This is a genomic window from Bradyrhizobium sp. HKCCYLR20261, assembly GCF_051168435.1.
Classification (GTDB): Bacteria; Pseudomonadota; Alphaproteobacteria; order Rhizobiales; family Xanthobacteraceae; genus Bradyrhizobium.
In genome coordinates, this window is record NZ_JBNPUZ010000003.1 from 1 (window position 1) to 19721 (window position 19721).

General features: G+C 65.0%; 18 protein-coding genes. 5 read left to right on the plus strand and 13 right to left on the minus strand.

Annotated elements, in window-relative coordinates; all coding sequences use genetic code 11:
• Nucleotides 1–336 precede the first annotated feature (336 nt).
• On the minus strand, nt 337–933 hold the full coding sequence (locus ACQR1L_RS07215) for a hypothetical protein (RefSeq protein ID WP_434857265.1): 597 nt from the start codon (nt 931–933) through the stop codon (nt 337–339).
• 161 nt (nt 934–1094) lie between these two features.
• Between ACQR1L_RS07215 and ACQR1L_RS07220 the strand changes: the two genes are divergently transcribed.
• The 3 genes from ACQR1L_RS07220 to ACQR1L_RS07230 all read left to right on the plus strand — a co-directional run bounded on the left by ACQR1L_RS07220 (nt 1095) and on the right by ACQR1L_RS07230 (nt 3257).
• Complete coding sequence (locus ACQR1L_RS07220) at nt 1095–1826, plus strand: aspartate/glutamate racemase family protein (protein WP_434857266.1); 732 nt, start codon at nt 1095–1097, stop codon at nt 1824–1826.
• A gap of 169 nt (nt 1827–1995) precedes the next feature.
• A complete protein-coding gene (locus ACQR1L_RS07225) occupies nt 1996–2862 on the plus strand; it encodes a S1C family serine protease (RefSeq protein WP_434857267.1) in 867 nt (288 codons plus the stop codon).
• A complete protein-coding gene (locus ACQR1L_RS07230; protein ID WP_434857268.1) occupies nt 2859–3257 on the plus strand; it encodes a response regulator transcription factor in 399 nt (132 codons plus the stop codon). Before ACQR1L_RS07225 ends, ACQR1L_RS07230 begins: the two co-directional genes overlap by 4 nt.
• 40 nt (nt 3258–3297) lie before the next feature.
• On the opposite strand, the gene ACQR1L_RS07235 is transcribed toward ACQR1L_RS07230, so the two are convergent.
• Entirely contained in the window at nt 3298–3801 is a 504-nt protein-coding gene (locus ACQR1L_RS07235; RefSeq protein WP_434857269.1) for a GDSL-type esterase/lipase family protein, read from the minus strand.
• A 199-nt stretch (nt 3802–4000) separates the two neighbouring features.
• Nucleotides 4001–5962 (minus strand): autotransporter domain-containing protein, encoded by a 1962-nt coding sequence (locus tag ACQR1L_RS07240; protein WP_434857270.1) that lies wholly within the window; start codon nt 5960–5962, stop codon nt 4001–4003.
• Nucleotides 5963–6412: 450 nt separating this feature from the next.
• Here ACQR1L_RS07240 and ACQR1L_RS07245 point away from each other — a divergent pair, with 450 nt between their 5' ends.
• A complete protein-coding gene (locus ACQR1L_RS07245; protein WP_434857271.1) occupies nt 6413–6829 on the plus strand; it encodes a MarR family winged helix-turn-helix transcriptional regulator in 417 nt (138 codons plus the stop codon).
• Between the two features lie 22 nt (nt 6830–6851).
• On the opposite strand, the gene ACQR1L_RS07250 is transcribed toward ACQR1L_RS07245, so the two are convergent.
• The 9 genes from ACQR1L_RS07250 to ACQR1L_RS07290 form a co-directional block, all read right to left on the minus strand.
• Entirely contained in the window at nt 6852–8471 is a 1620-nt protein-coding gene (locus ACQR1L_RS07250; protein WP_434857272.1) for a peptide chain release factor 3, read from the minus strand.
• Between the two features lie 335 nt (nt 8472–8806).
• Complete coding sequence (locus tag ACQR1L_RS07255; protein ID WP_434857273.1) at nt 8807–9814, minus strand: anion permease; 1008 nt, start codon at nt 9812–9814, stop codon at nt 8807–8809.
• Nucleotides 9815–9828: 14 nt separating this feature from the next.
• Nucleotides 9829–10473, minus strand: a complete 645-nt coding sequence (locus ACQR1L_RS07260) for a DUF47 domain-containing protein (RefSeq protein ID WP_035648421.1) — start codon at nt 10471–10473, stop codon at nt 9829–9831.
• 143 nt (nt 10474–10616) lie between these two features.
• The gene (locus ACQR1L_RS07265; protein WP_434857274.1) at nt 10617–11585 is read right to left on the minus strand and encodes a branched-chain amino acid ABC transporter permease; all 969 of its coding nucleotides are present in this window, start codon (nt 11583–11585) and stop codon (nt 10617–10619) included.
• Between the two features lies 1 nt (nt 11586).
• Nucleotides 11587–12450, minus strand: a complete 864-nt coding sequence (locus ACQR1L_RS07270; RefSeq protein WP_434857275.1) for a branched-chain amino acid ABC transporter permease — start codon at nt 12448–12450, stop codon at nt 11587–11589.
• 78 nt (nt 12451–12528) lie between these two features.
• A complete protein-coding gene (locus ACQR1L_RS07275) occupies nt 12529–13752 on the minus strand; it encodes an ABC transporter substrate-binding protein (RefSeq protein WP_434857276.1) in 1224 nt (407 codons plus the stop codon).
• 40 nt (nt 13753–13792) lie between these two features.
• Entirely contained in the window at nt 13793–14539 is a 747-nt protein-coding gene (locus ACQR1L_RS07280) for an ABC transporter ATP-binding protein (RefSeq protein WP_434857277.1), read from the minus strand.
• Nucleotides 14532–15287 carry an ABC transporter ATP-binding protein gene (locus tag ACQR1L_RS07285; protein WP_035648423.1) on the minus strand — a complete coding sequence of 252 codons (756 nt, stop codon included), beginning with the start codon at nt 15285–15287 and terminating at the stop codon, nt 14532–14534. Before ACQR1L_RS07285 ends, ACQR1L_RS07280 begins: the two co-directional genes overlap by 8 nt.
• A gap of 305 nt (nt 15288–15592) precedes the next feature.
• Nucleotides 15593–15949, minus strand: coding sequence for an ArsC family reductase (locus tag ACQR1L_RS07290; protein WP_434857278.1), 357 nt, complete (start codon nt 15947–15949; stop codon nt 15593–15595).
• Between the two features lie 218 nt (nt 15950–16167).
• Here ACQR1L_RS07290 and ACQR1L_RS07295 point away from each other — a divergent pair, with 218 nt between their 5' ends.
• The gene (locus ACQR1L_RS07295; RefSeq protein ID WP_434857279.1) at nt 16168–16368 is read left to right on the plus strand and encodes a hypothetical protein; all 201 of its coding nucleotides are present in this window, start codon (nt 16168–16170) and stop codon (nt 16366–16368) included.
• A gap of 30 nt (nt 16369–16398) precedes the next feature.
• Here the strand turns inward: ACQR1L_RS07295 and ACQR1L_RS07300 are convergent, their stop codons facing one another.
• Nucleotides 16399–19695, minus strand: coding sequence for an SNF2-related protein (locus tag ACQR1L_RS07300; protein ID WP_434857280.1), 3297 nt, complete (start codon nt 19693–19695; stop codon nt 16399–16401).
• Nucleotides 19696–19721: the final 26 nt, after the last annotated feature.

Consider the following 19721-nt stretch of genomic DNA (forward strand, 5'->3'; position numbering starts at 1 on the left):
TGGCAAAAGTGTCGGTGATGTCCCCGAACAGGTGTCGGCTATCTCCCCGGGCTAAACACTTGTCCCGGCCATCCACGTCGCTCGGCATGCTGAGAACGACGTGGATGCCCGGGACAAGCCCGGGCATGACGAAATTACTAACTGGCAGGATTGCTCTCGTCGACCGAGCCCCGGATCACGCTACCCATGGCCGGTCGTCATTCCGGGGCGGCTCGCAGAGCCGAACCCGGAATCTCGAGCTTGGCTTACGTTCTTTGCAGACCATCTCGGGATTCCGGGTTCGACGCTGACGCGTCGCTCCGGAATGACGGCGGTCGATAGCGCGGAGCCGTGGAGCTACTGCTGCTGCGAGGTCTTGCTCAGATCGCGGTTGTCGACATAGCGGATCGCGATCGGACGGCCGGCGAGCGCGCCGCCGAGGCCTGTCGTGAACTTCAGCGGCAGGCAGGAGTCCAGGGAGGCATTGATCGCCTTCAGATAGGTCTCGCGGGTGCCGGACGACGCGCCCGATGTCGCGAAGGTCATGCGCGGCGGCGCGATCATGTCGCCGGTTCGCTTGAAGCTGAACCGCACCGTCATCTGCATGCCGGCGCGGGCCTCGTTCTCTGCCGGCGGCGTCCAGCAGGAGCGCAGCGCCGCGAACAGATCGGCGATGGTGTCGAGATCGTGATCGGGCCTCTCGTACTTGGCCGCCTGGTCCTTCGCCGGACGGCTCTCGATCGTCAGCTGCAGGTTCTGGCCATAAGGGTAGTTCATCTCGGGAATGCATGGCCATGGGCCATAGACGCTGCAGAATGACGGCGTGCACGGCTGCTCGTCGAGCACGCTGCAGGGCGTGTGCGCGAACGGCACCGGATTAATCTGGCGCCGGCGCGCGTCGGCGGTGACCGGCGCAGCCAGCAGCAGCAGGAGAAGGATGACGGCACGCAGCATGAGTGACTCGATAGCGACGATGGAGAGCTGGGTCTCGCCTCGGGGATAAGCAAGCTCAATCCCGTTCACATCCGTGCGTTCCCGCATCGCGGACGGCTCTCGACCGTGCCTGCGGAACTCGGCTAGAACACGGCAGGACCCGACAGCAGACGGATGCAACGATGAGCCGCGCCAGCGAGACCGTGATCAACGTCATCAACCCCAACATGACGGCGACGATGACCGACCTGATCGCGAAGGCCGCGCAGGCCAGCGCCAGCCCGGGCACACGGATCGTTGGCCGCACCGCCCGGTTCGGCGCCGCCTCGATCGAGGGGCACTACGATGAGGCGATCGCGGCCGTCGGCATGCTCAAGGAGATCGAAGCCGGTGACGCCGAAGGCGCCCACGCGCATGTGATCGCCTGCTTCGGCGATCCCGGCCTGCTGGCCGCGCGCGAAATCTCGGCCGTGCCGGTGCTGGGCATTGCCGAGGCCGCGATGCATGCGGCGAGCTTCGTCGCGACGCATTTCAGCGTCGTCACCACACTGTCGCGCACCAAGGTGATCGCCGAGCATCTCGTGCGCAACTACGGCATGGAGCATCACTGCCGCAAGGTGCGCGCGGTCGACGTCGCCGTGCTCGATCTCGACAAGCCGGAGTCCAACGTGCGCAGCACCCTGCTCGGCGAATGCCGGGCGGCGCTGCGCGAGGACGGCATCGGCGCCATCGTGCTCGGCTGCGCCGGCATGGCCGATCTCGCCCATGATCTCTCGACCGAGCTCGGCATCCCCGTGATCGACGGCGTCGCCGCCGCGGTGCGCTTCGCCGAGGCGCTGGTCGGGCTGGGCTTGAAGACGTCGAAGCATGGCGATCTCGCGTTTCCGCTGCCGAAGGCGCGCACGACGATTTGAGATGACGCAGCCCGGATGAGCGCAAGCGACATCCGGGTTCATCGCAGACGTCGGAAGAGAACCCGGATGTCGCTGCGCTCATCCGGGCTAGAGCGCTTCATCCTGCCCACCCGGGGAGTTCCGAAACGCCGGCCGAGGCTCCACATTGGTTTCAACCATGGAGCCTTCGATGTCCGACCTCTCTGCCCTCTCCGCGCTGTCGTCAGCACTTTCTGCAACCGTCGCCGCTGCCGCGCCGTCGCTCGTGTCCGTTCATTCGCACCGCTCGCGTGCCTCCGGCTTTGTCTGGAAGTCCGGGTTGGTCGTCACCGCCGACGAGGCGCTCGCGGACGAAGGCGAGATTTCGCTGACCTTTTCCGACGGCACCGCGCGCGCCGCAACCATCGCCGGCCGCGATCATACCACCGACATCGCCCTGCTCCGCTTCGACGGCAAGGACGCGCCTGCCGCGCCGCTCGCCATCGATGTCCCGCCACTCGGCGCGCTCGCCGTCATCGTCGCCGCCGACCAGGGCACGCCGGTCGCGGCGCTCGCGCTGGTGTCGAAATCAGGCGGGCCCTGGCGCAGCCTGCGCGGCGGCGACATCGACGCGCGGATCGAGCTGGACACACGGCTGCGGCACAGCTCCGAAGGCGGGCTCGTGCTCGACGCGACTGGGCGCGCGATCGGCATGGCCGTGCGCGGACCGCGCCGCACGCTCGTCATTCCCGCCGCCACGATCACGCGCGTCGCAAGCAAGCTCGAGAGCCATGGCCGCATCGCGCGCGGCTATCTCGGCGCGGGGCTGCAGCCGGTCCGGCTCGATGACGGCCTCGGCGCGATGGTGATGAGCATCGACAAACATGGCCCCGCCGCTGCCGCCGGCCTGCGCCAGGGCGACGTCATCACCGCGCTCAACAAGGAGCCGTTCCGAGGCATGCGCGCCTTGATGCGCGAGCTCGGTCCGGACAGCGTCGGCGCCGTGGTCGAGATCGCGGCGCTGCGCGGCGGCGAGCCGTTGCAGCTGGCCCTGACCATCGGCGAGCGCCCCGCGTGAGCGCGGACGACAACGCGCCGATCACGATCGCCATCGCGATCGATGATGCCGAACTGGCCGACCGGCTGGCGGCGCTGCTCGGCGGCGTCGCCGGCCTGCGGCTCGTGGCGGCGGGCGAGAGTGCCGATGTCGCGGTCGTCGCGCCTCCCAGCGATACGCGTGACAACGGCGAGCGTCGCAGCGAAGCGAGCGACGCCTTCCAGCTCACCGCGCGCGAGCGCGACGTGCTGGCGCTGATGGCGGAAGGATGCTCCAACAAGGAGATCGCGCGCAGCCTCGGCATCTCCGTGCACACGGCAAAATTCCACGTCGGCTCGCTGCTCGACAAGCTCGACGCCACCGGCCGGACCGATGCGGTGGCGCATGCCGCGCGGCGCGGGATCATCGAGCTCTGAGATTGCCGGAGCGCGCCGCGTTTCGCGATTGGACAACGAACTACCTGCGCAGGCCGCCCATGACGCGCGGCAGCAAAGACGCGGCCAGCATGCGATATCCCTCGGGCGTCAGATGCACGCCGTCGACCTGGTGCGGCAGGCCGCGGAACATGCCGTTCTCGACCATCACCACCTTGATCCGGCGCTGCGAGGCCTTGGCCATGATGGCGCCGATGTTGCCCGCGCGCTGATCGCCTGCGCCTTTGCGAGCATCGTTGCCGCCGGGCTGCAGCACGAGGACGCGGGTTGAACCGTCGACCGCGCTGTCGAAACGGGAGAGCATGCCGGCGGTGGTGTCCCCATTGATGCCGGCGTTGGCGACGCTCGCCTGCACGCCCTTGGCGCGCAGCATGGCCTCGAGCTGCGCCGGAAAATCCTCGCCGCGATTGACGCCCTTGCCATAGCTGTTGCTGGCGCCGAGCGCGACGACCTCGGCGGCCTCCGTCGCTGCCGCAAAACAGCTCACGACAGCGAACAGCGTGGCGATCTGTCGGCGGACTGACATCGCTCGCCCTCCCCTTTGCTGACGACCACGCCGAGCGTAACCCAGGGATGATTTACCGAGAAGCGCGAAGCGGCAAGACCTGAGGAAATCCGCGCCGGAGCTTGCGTTCCGCAACGCGAAAGCCAGGCGGGGCCTGCACCGCGCCTGGCTCCAACGCCAGCAATATCGGCCGGACGTCCGAGCGCGTCCGGACCGGCGCTCAGAACGCGATCTTGATTCCGCCGTTCACGCCATAGTCGTTGCGGTCGGACCTGGCGAACGTGCTGATCACGCCGAGATTGATGCTGATCTTGTCGGTGATCGCCGCAGCCAGGCCGGCCGCGGCCTTCCCGTAGGTCGCCTTGCGTCCATCGATCGGCGTCAGGACCGGCAACAAGGGCGTCGTCACCTGGGTCGTGATCAGCGTCCGTGCGGAACCGATGAAATCGTGCTCAACGGTCAGGTTCAGATAGGGATTGTAGAACGCTCCGGCGGTCGTGAACGGCGCGCGAAACTGGACGCCCGCACTGCCGGTGAGGCTCTCCAGGCTCTGGCGGTTGACCACGTTGGTGAGCAGGATGTCGCCAGTCTCCGTATAGCCCGCGATCTGCGCATTGGTGTAGGACAGGCCGCCGATCGGCCCCATCCGCAAGGCGCCGAGATCCCAGAGATAGCCGCCGCGGGCGGCGACCGCGAACGTATCCGCATGGGTCGAGCCGCGGATCGTATCGATGACGCCCTGACGATCGGTGGCGATCGCCTGGCGGCCATAGGCGAGCAACGCATCGGCAAACCAGTTGGCGCGGCTATAGGCCGCGTAGCCGCCGATCTGATAGGCATCGATCTTCTGATGGGCGTTCTGCACGGACAGGTTCACGTTCGGCTGGGCGTAGCTGAACAGCCCGCCCACCATCAGGTCCGGCGACAATTGATAGTCGAGCCCGATCCGTCCGCCGAGTGATTGATAGGTGTAGCTCGACAGGAACTGCTGGGAGTCGCGGCTGCCTCCGGCATAGGCGACGTCGCCGTAGACGGACCAGGGGTTCTGCACGCCGGCTGAGGCCGCGCGGATCGCCTTGACCGGCATGTCCGCCGCCATCGCGTTCATGGCATTGGCGGTGCCGGCGACGTTGCGATAGGCGTCGATATGGCCGAACACCGAGCCGGCAAAGCCGTTGGCGATCGACATCGCCACGTCGCCCTGCGGCGCCACCGTCAACGGCGCATCGATCTGGTTGGTCTGATAGCGCCCGATCAGGGCGAAGCCTGCAGTCGTGAAATGCAGGCCGTCATAGGACAGAAACTGGTTCTGCGCCGCGACGCTGCCACCGACGCAGGACGGAACGGCCGTGCAGGCCTGGGTGACGTTGGTGAACCCATAGAGGGCGGGGTTTGCGACGACGTTCCGCGTCAGGGTGGCAAGATCGAAGAAGAAGATGCGAACGCCGGAGCGCGCCAGCGGCGCCAGGTTGGCCTGCTCCATCTGCGTCAACGTGGATTGGAAGTAGTGGATGTTTTGATTGCCGGGGGCGATCGGCAGATAGGACAGATCACCCACTGACATGATCGCGAGGTTGCGTGCGCCGACCTGAACCAGTTTCTGAACGCCCGACATGATGTTGGCCGTGGTCTGCGCAGCGGCCGCGTTCATCTGGGGTTGCGTGATCGCCGGGTTGAACAGGATCGGCACACCGTCATTGCCGCCTGCCGTGATGATGCTGACGAGGTCTTGCGGGCCGAAACGCCCGCCCGCCGCAACAAACGTGCTGATTTCCGTGCCGGTGCCCGGCAGCACCGGAACGGGCGGCCCCAACAGGTTTCCAACATTGGTGTCGCCGCTCATCGCGCCACCGGTCGCGTAGTTGGCGACTGCCGAAGTGGGAAGCCCGTAGTGAAGCTGGAGCGCGTCGGCCATCGACAGTCCCGCGCTGTAGCGGCCGCTCGGCGGGACCGCCGACCCGGCCCGCAGCGCATTTCCCCAGTCGGCGTAGCTGTCGCCGAACACCGTCAGTCGTGTGAACTGGCCCGTGACTGTCGGGCCGAACAGCCCTTGAACAGATGGATTTTGCTGGATGTAGGCATAGGCATCCGGGGTCGGAACGACGGCGATCGGCGTATAGGTCTGAGCTGATGAGCCGGTCGAACTGCCGATCATCCCCACAGCCGCAACCGCCGCAGCCATGGCCCAGCGGCTGCGCGATGATGCGCGCCCCGCTCTGCTCCGGCCCTGGCGATCGATGTGCTTGCTGCTGGCGGTCTTGGACCCGCGTCGCCCCACGACATTGCGCATTTGACTCTCCCCTGATGAGCGCCGTCGCGTTGATCGCGTTGTGGACATGCTTCCGAAGGGGTGAGCCCCCCGGCCTTGCTCAGGGGTATCGTCATCCCGACGTCAGCGCGTCATATGGTCGCTCTTGTGCACATAATGTTCATTGGATGATCTGTTCACGTCAAGAACAATTACACATTCAGTTTGAATCGACTGCGCGTTGAGGCAGTGTGTGGCCTCGATGCATCAGACATGAGGGGTCACTTGGCGGATCGGACTCAACTCGCCGTGGGGGGCGCACTCGCGCGTTCGAAACGGCGTTCTCTCGGCCCTGAGGCTGGCAGGGACCGGCCCGAGATCAGCGTGGTCGGCCTGACGGGGCTTGCGGGTTATCTGATCCGGCAGGCGCAGCTGTGGGTCTTCGAGGATTTCAACGCCACGCTCGCGCCGCTCGACATGCGTCCCGCCCAATACTCGATCCTGGTGATCGTCCGCGACAATCCCGGGCTGTCGCAAATGGCGCTGTCGGAGGTGTTGGGCATCAGCCGCTCCGGAATCATCCCGCCGCTCGACGAACTCCAGTCGCGGGGCCTGCTCGAGCGCCTGCCGACGTCGGACCGGCGGACCAATGCCTTGCATCTCACCGCAGCCGGCACCGCGCTGCTGGCGCGGGCCGACCGCCTGGTCCAGGAGCATGAGCAGCGGCTGATCGACAAGGTCGGTGCCGACGGACACCGGCAGCTGCTGCAGGTGCTCGAGGTCTTCGGCCGCAACCGTTAGTCCCGACGACGAGGACGCGAGCTCAGGCCTTCTTCTTCACGTCCTTGACGTTGGAGAACACGATGCCCTCGGCGCGCTCCTTGGTGTAGCCGAGATAGAACTCGTTCTTGGCCAGGAACACCGGATCGCCGTCGACGTCGTCGGCAACGCCGGAATTGTTGGAGGCGATGAAGGCTTCCAGCTTCTTCTTGTCGTCGCAGGAGATCCAGCGCGCCAGCGAGAACTCGGAGATCTCGAACTCGACCGGCAGCGAGTACTCCGCATCGAGCCGCGCCTTCAGCACGTCGAGCTGCAGCGGGCCGACGACACCGACCAGCGCGGGCGCACCGTCGCGCGGGCGGAACACCTGCACGACGCCCTCCTCCGACATCTGCTGCAGGGCTTCCTTGAGCTTCTTCGCCTTCATCGCATCGGTGAGGCGAACGCGGCGCACGATTTCCGGCGCGAAGCTCGGCACGCCGACGAAGGTCAGATCCTCGCCTTCGGTCAGCGTGTCGCCGATGCGCAAAGAGCCGTGATTGGGAATGCCGACGACGTCGCCGGCGAAGGCTTCGTCCGCGACTGAGCGGTCCTGGGCGAAGAAGAATTGCGGGCTCGACAGCGGCATGGTCTTGCCGGTGCGCACCAGCTTCGCCTTCATGCCGCGGTTCAGCTTGCCCGAGCAGAGACGCGCGAAGGCGATGCGGTCGCGGTGGTTCGGATCCATGTTCGCCTGGATCTTGAACACGAAGGCGCTCATGCGCGGCTCGGCCGCGTCGACCTTGCGCAAATTGGACTCCTGCGCGCGCGGCGACGGCGCGTAGCGGCCGAGACCTTCCAGGAGATCGCCGACGCCGAAATTGCGCAGCGCACTGCCGAAATAGACCGGCGTCAGATGGCCCTCGCGGAACGCATCGAGCTCGAACGGCTTGCAGGCTTCCTTGACCAGTTCGAGCTCGTCGGTGATCTGGCCCATGTCGAGATTGGCGTTGAGCTTGCCGAGCTCCGAGATTTCGATCTGCTGTGCCGCGCCGGTCTTGGCGCCACCGCCTTCGAGCAGGCGCACGCCGCCATCCCTGACGTCGTAGGTGCCGATGAAGTCGCGGCCGCGCCCCACAGGCCAGGTCATCGGCGTGGTGTCGAGCGCCAGCGTCTTCTCGATCTCATCCAGAAGGTCGAACGTATCCCGGCTCTCGCGATCCATCTTGTTGATGAAGGTGATGATCGGGATGTCGCGCAGGCGGCAGACCTCGAACAGCTTTCGCGTGCGGGCCTCGATGCCCTTGGCGGCGTCGATGACCATCACGGCGGAGTCGACCGCGGTCAGCGTGCGATAGGTGTCCTCGGAGAAGTCTTCGTGGCCCGGCGTGTCCAGGAGGTTATAGACCAGTCCCTCGAACTCGAAGGTCATCACCGAGGTGACGACCGAAATGCCGCGGTCGCGCTCGATCTTCATCCAGTCGGAGCGGGTGTTGCGCCGCTCACCCTTGGCCTTGACCTGGCCGGCGAGATTGATAGCGCCGCCGAACAGCAGCAGTTTTTCGGTCAAGGTGGTCTTGCCGGCGTCCGGATGCGAGATGATGGCGAAGGTGCGCCGGCGCGCCACCTCGTCGGAGAGCGGCGAACGGGACGGCTGTTCGGTGGTGACGGCGGTATCGGACATGGGGCGGCGGACGTCGGTTCGGGGCCAGAGAGCGGCGATGTCGTGGGAAAAGCGCGGGCTCACGGCCGCCGCGCGCCCTCCATATAGGCGTTTTGCACCGCAACTCCAACCGGGGAGTTAAACAGCTGCCCGCCGGGCACGCCCGGACTGGCTCCCCGCCCGCGGCCGTCCTTCGAGACGCGCGCAAAACGGCGCGCTCCTCAGGACGAGGTCCGAATGTGCAGCGAAATACCTAGACTCGGCAAAATCCCAACCCTCATGGTGAGGAGCGCCGCCTTTGCGGCGCGTCTCGAACCATGAGGCCCCGAACGCCTCCAGACGGCTGTCCCGCCGGATCAGTGCCGCAGCACCGAGACCAGCCAGAATGTCAGCGCGGAGACGATCGCCGAGGCCGGAATCGTGAAGATCCAGGCGTAGACGATGGATCCGGCCACGTTCCAGCGCACGGCAGAGGCCCGGCGGGCGGCGCCGACGCCGACGATGGCGCCGGTGATGGTGTGGGTGGTCGAGACGGGCACGCCGAGGAAGGTCGCCAGGAACAGCGTGATGGCGCCGCCGGTCTCGGCGCAGAAGCCCTGCATCGGGTTCAGCTTGGTGATGCGCAGGCCCATGGTGCGGACGATGCGCCAGCCGCCCATCAGGGTGCCCAAGGCCATCGCCGCCTGGCACGACAGCACGACCCAGAACGGCACCGTGAAGTGCTCGCCGAGATGGCCCTGCGAGTACAGCAGCACGGCGATGATGCCCATCGTCTTCTGCGCGTCGTTGCCGCCGTGCCCGAGCGAATACAGCGACGCCGAGGCGAATTGCAGGATGCGGAAGGCGCGGTCGACTGCGAACGGCGTCGAGCGCACCGAGGCCCAGGACACGATCGCGACCAGGATCATCGCCAGGATCAGCCCGACCAGCGGCGACAGCACGATCGCCAGAATCGTCTTCGACAAGCCGCTCCACACCGCAGCCGAGAGTCCCGCCTTGGCGATCCCCGCCCCGACCAGGCCGCCGATCAGTGCGTGCGAGCTCGACGAGGGAATGCCGGCCGCCCAGGTCACGAGGTTCCAGACGATCGCGCCGACGAGGGCGGCGAAGATCACTTGCGCATCGACGATGGCGGGATCGATGATCCCGGTGCCGATGGTCTGGGCGACGTGCAGGCCGAACACGCCGAAGGCGATGAAATTGAAGAACGCCGCCCAGAACACCGCGTATTGCGGCCGCAGCACGCGGGTCGAGACGATGGTCGCGATCGAATTGGCGGCATCGTGCAGGCCGTTCAGGAAGTCGAAGGCAAGCGCGACGGCGATGAGGCCGACCAGGATGGGAAGGCCGAGATGAGCGTCCACGGCGCGTCCCTACCCTAGACCTGTTCGATCATGATCGAATTGATCTCGTTGGCGACGTCGTCGAAGCGATCGGCGACCTTCTCCAGATGATCGTAGATCTCGGCGCCGACGATGAAGTCCATGGTGTTGGCGTTGCGGTGCTTGAGAAACAGTTCCTTCAGCCCGATGTCATGGAGATCGTCGACGCGGCCCTCGAGCTTGGTCATCTCCTCGGTGATCGCGGTGATCATCGGCACGTTCTGGCCGATGGCCTGCAACAGCGGCAGCGCGCGGCCGATCAGATTGGCGCAATCCACCAGCAGCGTGCCCATCTCGCGCATCGTCGGCTCGAACTCCTTGACCTCGAACAGCACCACCGCCTTGGCGGTCTGCTGCATCTGGTCGATGGCGTCGTCCATCGAGGTGATCAGGTTCTTGATGTCGCCCCGGTCGAATGGGGTGATGAAGGTGCGGCGGACGGCAGTCAGCACCTCCCGGGTGATGTTGTCGGCCTCGTTCTCGAACTGGCTGACGCGCTGGCAGTGTGTCAGCACATCGTCGCCGCCCTTGAGCATGTCCTGCAGCGCATGCGCGCCCTGGATCACCACCTTGTTGTGGCGGGCGAACAAATCGAAAAACCGCTCCTCCTTGGGGAGGACGGCGCGAAACCAGTTCAGCATGGGACGAGATCCATCCATTCCGAAACGGGCCAGGGCTGGCCTGTCACGGAAGTGTCATACTCCGGATCACGCCGCAGCAGAAGCGGTGGACGGATGATCCACCACTTTCTGCCCCGCACATAATCTTATTTCAGATCAATGGCTTACAGGGATCGCTTGAACAAATGGGCGATTTCCCCGACCACGCCGCGGCGGAAGGTGAGCACGCAGGCGACGAAGATGACGCCCTGGATGACGGTGACCCACTGCCCGAACCCGGCCAGATATTGCTGCATGGCGATGATCACGAAGGCTCCCACGACGGGGCCAAACACCGTTCCGAGGCCGCCGACGAGCGTCATCAGCACGATCTCGCCGGACATCGACCAGTGCACGTCGGTCAGCGAGGCGTTCTGGGCGACGAACACCTTCAGCGAGCCGGCGAAGCCCGCGATGGTCCCGGACAGGATGAAGGCCAAGAGCTTGTACTGGTCGGTTTTATAGCCGAGCGAGATCGCGCGCTGCTCGTTCTCGCGGATCGACTTCAGCACCTCGCCGAACGGCGAGTTGATGGTGCGGAAGATCAGGAGGAAGCCGGCGAGGAAGCCGACCAGCACGACGTAGTACAGCGTGACAGGCTTCGACAGGTCGATAAAGCCGAACAGCTTGCCCTGCGGAATGCCCTGGATGCCGTCCTCGCCATGGGTGAACGGCGTCTGCAGATAGACGAAGTAGAGCAGCTGCGACAGCGCCAAAGTGATCATCGAGAAGTAGATGCCCTGGCGGCGGATCGAGATGTAGCCGGTGACCAGCGACAGCACGAAGGCGCCGGCGACGCCGGTGAGGATGCCGAGCTCCGGCGGGAAACCCCAGACCTTCAGCGCATGCGCGCTGCAATAGCCCGCGGTGCCCAGGAACATCGCGTGGCCGAACGACAGCAGGCCGCCATAGCCGATCAGCAGGTTGAAGGCGCAGGCCAAGAGCGCGAAGCACAGCGCCTGCATCACGAAGAACGGATACAGCCCGGTGAACGGCACGATGGCGAGCAGCGCCGCCATGATGACGAACACGATCATCTCGTCGCGCATCGCGCGCGGGGTGATCGGCAGGGTCTCGTCGGTGATCGATGTCATGTCAGGCCGCCCGTCCGGTCAGACCCGTCGGCTTCACCAGCAGCACCAGGACCATCAGAACGAAGACCACGGTGTTGGAAGCCTCGGGATAAAAATACTTGGTCAGTCCCTCGATCACGCCGAGCGCGAAGCCGGTGATGATCGAGCCCATGATCGAGCCCATGCCGCCGATCACGACCACCGCGAACACGACGATGATCAGGTCGGCGCCCATCAGCGGCCGCACCTGGTTGATCGGCGCCGACAGCACGCCGGCGAGCGCCGCGAGGCCGACGCCGAGGCCGTAGGTCAGCGTGATCATGCGCGGCACATTGATGCCGAAGGCCCGCACCAGCGTGGGATTTTCAGTGGCGGCGCGCAGATAGGCGCCGAGCCGTGTGCGCTCGATCAGGAACCAGGTCGCCAGACACACCACCAGCGAGAAGATGACCACCCAGCCGCGATAGATCGGCAGGAACATGAAGCCGAGATTCATGCCGCCACGCAGCTGATCCGGGATCGCGTAAGGCAGGCCCGAGGAGCCGAAATAGTTCTGGAACAGGCCCTGCACAATCAGCGCGATGCCGAAGGTGAGCAGCAGGCCATAGAGATGGTCGAGCCCGGCGAGCCACTGCAGCAGCGTGCGCTCCAGGACCATGCCGAAGATGCCGACGATGATCGGCGCCAGCAGCAGCGCCCACCAATAGCCGATGCCGCCGAGGTTCAGCAGGAAATAGGCGCAGAACGCGCCCATCATGTAGAGCGCGCCGTGGGCGAAATTGATGATGTTGAGCATGCCGAAGATGACGGCAAGCCCAAGACTGAGCAGCGCGTAGAACGAGCCGTTGATCAGTCCGACCAGGAGCTGTGCGTAGAGAGCCTGCATCGTCTTGTTCTATTTTTCTCGGCGTTTCCCAAGGGTCAAACGACAGTCCCGGCGGCGAACCGCCGGGACCGCAGCGGCTTACTTCTTCAACAGCGCGCACGCGCTCTTGTCGAGCGGCGTGAAGGCCTGGTCGCCCGGCACCGAACCGACCATCTTGTAGAGATCCCACGGGCCCTTCGAGTCCGACGGCTTCTTGACCTCGAACAGATAGGCGGTGTGGATGGTGCGGCCGTTGGGCTGGATCTCGCCCTTGCCGAACAGCGCATCCTCGGTCGGGATCGACTTCATCTTGTCGACGATCTTGACGCCGTCATGCGGATTCTCGCCCAGTGCCTCCAGCGCCTTGAAGTAATGCAAGAGGCCTGCATAGACGCCCGCCTGCACCATGGTCGGCGGCGCGCCGTTCTTCATCCGCTTGGAGAAGCGCGCCGAGAACGCACGGGTCTGGTCGTTCATGTCCCAGTAGAAGGTCTCGGTGAAGTTCAGGCCCTGCGCGATGTCGAGCCCGATCGACTTCACGTCGGTCAGGAACAGCAGCAGCGCAGCGAGCTTCTGGCCGCCCTTGGTGAGGCCGAACTCGGCCGCCTGCTTGATCGAGTTGGTGGTGTCGCCGCCGGCATTGGCCAGCCCGATCACCTTAGCGCCCGACGACTGCGCCTGCAGCAGGAAGGACGAGAAGTCGGAGGTGTTGAGCGGATGCTTGACGGTCCCGACCACCTTGCCGCCATTCGCGGTCACCACCGCCGTGGTGTCGCGCTCCAGCGCCGCGCCGAAGGCGTAGTCCGCGGTCAGGAAGTACCAGGTGGTGCCGCCGGCCTTGACCAGCGCCTGACCGGTGGTGTGGGCCAGCATGTAGGTGTCGTAGGTCCAGTGCACGGTGTTCGGCGAGCACTGCGCATTGGTGAGGTCGGAGGTCGCCGCGCCCGAATTGATGTAGACGCCGTTCTTCTCCTTGACGACGTTGTTCACCGCCAGCGCCACGCCCGAATTGGGCACGTCGACGATGATGTCGACCTTGTCGACGTCGAACCACTGCCGCGCGATCGAGGTGCCGATGTCGGGCTTGTTCTGGTGATCGCCGGAGATCACGTCGATCTTCCAGCCCTTCCCTGTGAGGCCGGAATCCTCGATCGCCATCTGCGTCGCGAGCGTCGAGCCGGGGCCGCCGAGGTCGGAATAGAGACCGGACTGATCGGACAGCGCGCCGATCTTCACGACCTTGTCGCCGGCCGAGGCAAGGCTGCCGCTGACCAGAGTGAGCGCCGTTCCCAGCAGCAATGACGCGATGAATTTGTTCTTCATTTCCAACTTTCCAAATTCCAAGAAACAGTCCCGGCGCCGGTCAGACGCCGAGATAAGTATGCAGCTTGTCCATGTTGGCGGACAGATCGGCATTGGCGAAGCCGTCGATGACCTTGCCGTGCTCGACGACGTAGTAGCGGTCGGCCACCGTCGAGGCGAAACGGAAGTTCTGCTCGACGAGAAGGATCGTAAACCCCTCCTTCTTCAGCCGCGCGATGGTGTGGCCGATCTGCTGGATGATGACCGGCGCAAGACCCTCGGTCGGCTCGTCCAGCATCAGGAAGCTCGCGCCGGTGCGCAGGATGCGCGCGATCGCCAGCATCTGCTGTTCACCGCCGGAGAGCTTGGTGCCCTGGCTCTTCAGCCGCTCCTTCAGGTTCGGAAACAGCTCGAAGATCTGGTCAAGCGTCAGCCCACCCGGCCGGACCACCGGCGGCAGCAGCAAATTCTCGCGCACGTCGAGGCTGGCGAAGATGCCGCGCTCTTCCGGGCACAGCGCGATGCCGAGCCGCGCGATCCTGTCCGAGGTCATGCGGATCAGCTGCTGACCGTTGAAGGCGACCGAGCCGGTGCGCTTGCCGATGATCCCCATGATCGACTTCAGGGTCGTGGTCTTGCCGGCGCCGTTGCGCCCGAGCAAGGTGACGACCTCGCCGGCATTCACGTTGAAGTTCATGCCGTGGAGAATGTGGGACTCGCCGTACCAGCTCTCGAGATTCTTGACGTCGAGAATGGTGCTGGTGGCAGCCGCCTGCCCTGTTTTCGTCGCCGTCATCACCTCAGGCATGTCCGGCTCCCAGATAGGCTTCCTTGACGCGCTCATCCTTGGAGAGCTCGGAATAAGGTCCCTCGGTCAGCACCTGCCCGCGCGTCAGCACGGTGATGGTGTCGGAGAGATTGGCGACGACGCTCAGATTATGCTCCACCATGAGGATCGTGTACTTGGCCGAGATGCGCTTGATCAGGGCTGCGATCTTGTCGATGTCCTCGTGGCCCATGCCGGCCATCGGTTCGTCCAGCAGCATCATCTCCGGATCGAGCGCGAGTGTGGTCGCGATCTCCAGCGCGCGCTTGCGTCCATAGGGCATTTCGACGGCCGGAATATTGGCGAATTCGCTGAGGCCCACATCGTTGAGCAGCTCCAGCGCGCGGCCGTTGAAGCGGTTCAGCACGCTCTTGGAGCGCCAGAAGTCGAACGACGAACCATGCTGGCGCTGCAGGGCGACGCGGACGTTCTCCAGCGCGGTCAGATGCGGAAACACCGCCGAGATCTGGAACGAGCGGACCAGCCCGAGACGCGCCACATCGGCCGGCGCCACAGCCGTAATATCCTGCCCCTTATAGAGAATCTTGCCGGCCGAAGGCCGCAGAAACTTGGTCAGGAGATTGAAGCACGTCGTCTTGCCGGCCCCGTTGGGACCGATCAGCGCGTGAATGGTGCCCCGGCGGATCTTGAGCGAAACATCGCGAACGGCAAAAAACCCCGCGAATTCTTTCGTCAATCCGTGGGTTTCGAGAATGAACTCGTCAGCCAAACAGATTCCCCCCGAGCCGGCGCGGATGGCGCCCGGCCCTCGCTTCTTCCTGTACGGCGGCTCTACCGGAGGGCTTGAACGATTCCGCGCCGCCCTCCGCGACCGCTTCGGGCCGGAATATGCCGTCAATCGAGGGAGTTAAGCAAGGCGGAAAGCTGGGCAACGCGGTCGCGGGGCGCCTTCTGAACCTCGCGTTGATTCTGCTGTGTCCTACCCGCGGACATAGAGTAACGGACCACCGTCGTTCTGTCACATCCGCTCGCGTCCCCGAAACTCGCGAGCGCGAAGGTGGTGGCAGCCAGCTATTATTTGGCGGCCTTCACGTCCTTCGCGTAGAGGTCCGGCTTGAAGCCGACCACGCGCTTGGTTCCGAGATCGAGCACCGGGCGCTTGATCATCGACGGCTGCGCCAGCATCAGCGCGATCGCCTTGCTCTCGGTCAGCCCCTCCTTCTCCGCATCCGGCAGTTTCTTGAACGTCGTCCCGGCGCGATTGAGCAAAACCTCCCAGCCCACTTCGTCGCTCCACGCCTTCAACGTCGCCTTGTCGATTCCGGCGGTCTTGTAGTCGTGGAAGTCGTAAGCCACGCCGTGCTCGTCGAGCCAGGCGCGCGCCTTCTTCATCGTGTCGCAGTTCTTGATTCCGTAGATCGTGATGCTCATGCCACTCGTCCTCAACCCTTCGTGTGCGATGCCGAAGAATGTCTCATGTTGCGACAATCGGCCCCGCATTTTGCAGTGCGATTCACCCGCTTTTGATGCGCGAACGCCGTTCGTTCCACAGTCGGAATTCACTCCGAGCTTTGCCATGAAAGTGTCGGCTGAGCATTACATTTTCTTCGCATCCCCGGCGTATCTGGCGCGCGAACAGGAGACCGCGAATGGGCAAGATCATGGTGCGTTGTCCGCAGACCGGCCGCAGCATCGAGACGGGAATGGAAATGGATGCCGCGCGTTTTCGGCGCATGCCCGTGTTCTTCTCGCGCGCCTATTGCCCGCACTGCCGGACCTATCATGAATGGTTCGCCGCCCATGCCTGGGTCGAGGAGACCAGGGACCGCGAGGACATTGCGCTGGCGTGATCGGAACACGGCCGATCGCGTGCCACTGCCTCAAGACAGCAGCGCGGCAATATCGTCCTCGGTCAGCGCCTTGCCGATATTGCCTTCGTTGTCGAACAGCCGATCGGCGATCGCCTGCTTGCGCTGCTTCAGCTCGCCGATCTTCTCCTCGATCGTCCCGGCGGTGACCAATCGATAGACGAAGACCTTCTTGTCCTGGCCGATGCGGTGGGCGCGGTCGATCGCCTGGGCCTCGACGGCGGGATTCCACCAGGGATCGTAGATGATCACCGTGTCCGCGGCCGTCAGGTTCAGCCCGACGCCGCCGGCCTTCAGGCTGATCAGGAAGACCGGGCTCTTCCCTTTCTGGAACCCTTCGATCGCGCGCTTGCGATCACGCGTATCGCCCGTGAGAAGTTCGTAGCCGATCTCCAGCTCCTTGAAGCGCTGCTCGATCAGCGCCAGCATCGAGGTGAATTGCGAGAAGATGATGATCTTGCGTCCCTCGCTCAGCAACTCCTCGACCATCTCCATGAGGCGGTCGAGCTTCGCCGAGGGCCGCTCGGTCTTGTCGTCGAGCTTCAGCAGCCGCGGATCGCAGCAGACCTGGCGCAGCCGCAGCAGCGCCTCCAGCACGATGATGTGGCTACGGGCGAGCCCGCGCTCGTCGAGCGCCTTGCGCACCTTCTTGGCCATCGCCGCACGGATCGAATCATAGAGGTCGCGCTGCTTGCCCTCGATCGCCACCGTTTCCACGATGTCGACCTTGGCGGGTAGCTCGGAGGCCACCTCCTCCTTGGTCCGTCGCAACAGGAACGGCTTGACCCGGCGCGTCAGCGCCGCGGCCCGCACCTGGTCGCCCTCTTTCTCGATCGGCGAACGCCAGTTGCGGGTGAACGCGGTCTTGTCGCCGAGATAGCCGGGGTTGACGAAGCTCATGATCGACCAGAGTTCGCCGAGATGGTTCTCCATCGGTGTGCCCGTGAGGCAGAAGCGATGACTGGCCTTGATCGCGCTGAGCCAGCGCGTCGTCGCGGCGTTCGGGTTCTTGATCGTCTGCGCCTCGTCGAGAATGGCCATGTGCCAGTCGCGGCCGAGGATCAGCTCATGGTCACGCGCGATCAGCGGATAGGTCGTGAGCACCACGTCGTGCTGCGGGATCTGATCGACCAGCTCCTTGCGCGCGGCGCCGTGGAACACCAGGACCTTCAGATCAGGCACGAACTTGGCGGCCTCGTTGAACCAGTTCGTCATCAGGCTGGTCGGGGCGACGATGAGCACCGGCGCCGTGATCGCGCCGCGCGCCTTCTCCAGCGCGAGCAGCGCCAGCACCTGCACCGTCTTGCCGAGGCCCATGTCGTCGGCGAGCACGCCGCCGAGATTGGCCTGCCGCAAGAGATCGAGCCAGGCGACGCCGTGCTGCTGATACGGCCGCAGCTTGGCCTTGAAGCCAGCAGGCAGCTCGATGTCGTCAGGCTGACGCTGCCGCAGCAGATCGGCCAGCCGCCGCAGATCGTCAGGTCCCTTGAACGCCTCCGCGTCATGCGCCAGCAGCGGCACCAATTGCGCACGCGAGAGCCGGAGCTTGCCGGAGGCATCGAAGCTGCCGCCACTCAGCCCCATCGTCTGCAGCGCCAGCAGGACCGGCAGGAAACGACCGGCCGCGAGCGCCAGGTGCCGGCCGTCGGGCAGCGGCACATACATGTGCTTCGCGGTGGAGTCGGCCTCCGCCAGCGCGTCGACGATCCCAGGCTCCGCGAGCAGCCGCGCCAGCAGCTCGGCGAGATCATGCGGCTTGCCGTCGATGTCGATCTTGAAGCCGAACTCGAACCAGTCGATCCCGCTGCCTTCGATTTCCATGTCGACGATGCCGGAAGAGTCGGCCATCCGGAACGGGAAGGTGTCATCGATGCGGATCTCGAAGCCCTCCGCCCGCAACGGGTCGAGGTCGAGATGCATGAACTGCAGCCAGCGGCCCTCGTCGGCGAAAGTGAGATCACCGCCGAATCCGCCGAAGCTGTAGGTCTGGACTTTCCTGAGCGGAACGAGCCCGAGGTCGCTCAGCCGCTTCGACGTCTTGCGCTCGTCCGCCTTGGCGCGCGTCACGAGGTGCACGCGGCCGTCGTGAAAAAGCTCGATCTCGCTGCCGCCCTGGTCGGCCTCGATCTCGATCGGACCATAGCGGAAGACCTGGCGGACCACGCCGAGCGGAAGCCCGCTGGTGTGGACGCCCTGGAAGCCATAGCCCGGATAAGGTCCGCGTCGCAGGTGCAGGATCGGCACCGGCTTGGCCTCGACCCGGACGACCTCGGTCGGTGGCGACGGCAGCAGGGCGGGAGCAAGCGCGGGCAACCGCTCGCTGAGATGCCGCGAGACCTCGCCGATCACCGCCTTCGGCAGCGTCGGCGCACTCAGCAGGTGCTGCGCCATTTGCGGATCAATCCCGGGATCGACCTCGCCAACGATTCCGGTCTTTTCCTCGGCGTACACGGGTGGGTTGGCATGTAGCGCCGTCACGCCTTCGACGACGAGCCTTGCACCGACGCCTCGCAGGCCGACCGGCTGCCATTCAATCCGGCCATTGCGCTTGTCGCCCCAGCGCAGCAGCGGGCCGGCATGATCGCGCCAATAGGCCCGCCCCGTGTCGACGATCCGCTTCAACAGCGCGGGAGAGCCGATTCGGAAGGCCCACTGTCCGTCGAGAAAGACGTGGGGTCCAAGCCGCGTCGCGATATCGAGATCGCTGTCGCGGTAGTACGCCGCCGCATAATCGGCGCCTGCTGGCATCCTCTCGACCTTCGAGAACGCTCCGGAGAAGCTGTTGTCCTTGCCGACCCGGACCGACCACAGCCGGACGACTGGATAGGCTGGGCCTCCGGACTCGGAATGCGGCTGCACACCATAGATCAGCCTCTGCTTGACCGCGGGAGGATAGGCTTCCCCACGGCTGACCGCGCCAATCCTGTTCAGCCAGGTCGTAATCTCCGGCGGCAGCACCACCCGGCTCGCCTTCTCCGGCTTCGCGCGTGTCTTCAGGTCGTCGTCGTCATCCTCCGGCGGCTCGGTCGCTTCGAGCAGCACTGCCGCGACATGCTTGCAGTTGAATTGCATCGGGCACGTACACGTCCCGATGACGCCCACGCGCCCGTGCTTGTCCGGCTTCAGCTTGATCTCGACCTCATACGGCCAGGATTGCGAGCCCTTCACCGACGCGGCCAGTTCGAGGCCGTCGTCGCTGATCTCGAAATCGAAAACGCCGCCACTGCGCTGTAGGAGCTCCGCCTTCTGAAAGGCGGCATGGCTGAAGAGCGAACGGATGGCCCCGGGCTTTTTGAAGGGAAGCGGCATGATGATGAACCTGACGCATGCCAACG

What these genes read in the sequence shown, in the direction of transcription:
- ACQR1L_RS07290 (WP_434857278.1), bottom strand. Translation starts at nt 15,949, where the DNA reads ATGAGCATCACGATCTACGGAATCAAGAACTGCGACACGATGAAGAAG.
- ACQR1L_RS07275 (WP_434857276.1), bottom strand. Translation starts at nt 13,752, where the DNA reads ATGAAGAACAAATTCATCGCGTCATTGCTGCTGGGAACGGCGCTCACT.
- ACQR1L_RS07300 (WP_434857280.1), bottom strand. Translation starts at nt 19,695, where the DNA reads ATGCCGCTTCCCTTCAAAAAGCCCGGGGCCATCCGTTCGCTCTTCAGC.
- ACQR1L_RS07235 (WP_434857269.1), bottom strand. Translation starts at nt 3,801, where the DNA reads ATGTCAGTCCGCCGACAGATCGCCACGCTGTTCGCTGTCGTGAGCTGT.
- ACQR1L_RS07220 (WP_434857266.1), top strand. Translation starts at nt 1,095, where the DNA reads ATGAGCCGCGCCAGCGAGACCGTGATCAACGTCATCAACCCCAACATG.
- ACQR1L_RS07240 (WP_434857270.1), bottom strand. Translation starts at nt 5,962, where the DNA reads ATGGCTGCGGCGGTTGCGGCTGTGGGGATGATCGGCAGTTCGACCGGC.
- ACQR1L_RS07270 (WP_434857275.1), bottom strand. Translation starts at nt 12,450, where the DNA reads ATGCAGGCTCTCTACGCACAGCTCCTGGTCGGACTGATCAACGGCTCG.
- ACQR1L_RS07250 (WP_434857272.1), bottom strand. Translation starts at nt 8,471, where the DNA reads ATGTCCGATACCGCCGTCACCACCGAACAGCCGTCCCGTTCGCCGCTC.
- ACQR1L_RS07280 (WP_434857277.1), bottom strand. Translation starts at nt 14,539, where the DNA reads ATGCCTGAGGTGATGACGGCGACGAAAACAGGGCAGGCGGCTGCCACC.
- ACQR1L_RS07265 (WP_434857274.1), bottom strand. Translation starts at nt 11,585, where the DNA reads ATGACATCGATCACCGACGAGACCCTGCCGATCACCCCGCGCGCGATG.
- ACQR1L_RS07215 (WP_434857265.1), bottom strand. Translation starts at nt 933, where the DNA reads ATGCTGCGTGCCGTCATCCTTCTCCTGCTGCTGCTGGCTGCGCCGGTC.
- ACQR1L_RS07260 (WP_035648421.1), bottom strand. Translation starts at nt 10,473, where the DNA reads ATGCTGAACTGGTTTCGCGCCGTCCTCCCCAAGGAGGAGCGGTTTTTC.
- ACQR1L_RS07225 (WP_434857267.1), top strand. Translation starts at nt 1,996, where the DNA reads ATGTCCGACCTCTCTGCCCTCTCCGCGCTGTCGTCAGCACTTTCTGCA.
- ACQR1L_RS07295 (WP_434857279.1), top strand. Translation starts at nt 16,168, where the DNA reads ATGGGCAAGATCATGGTGCGTTGTCCGCAGACCGGCCGCAGCATCGAG.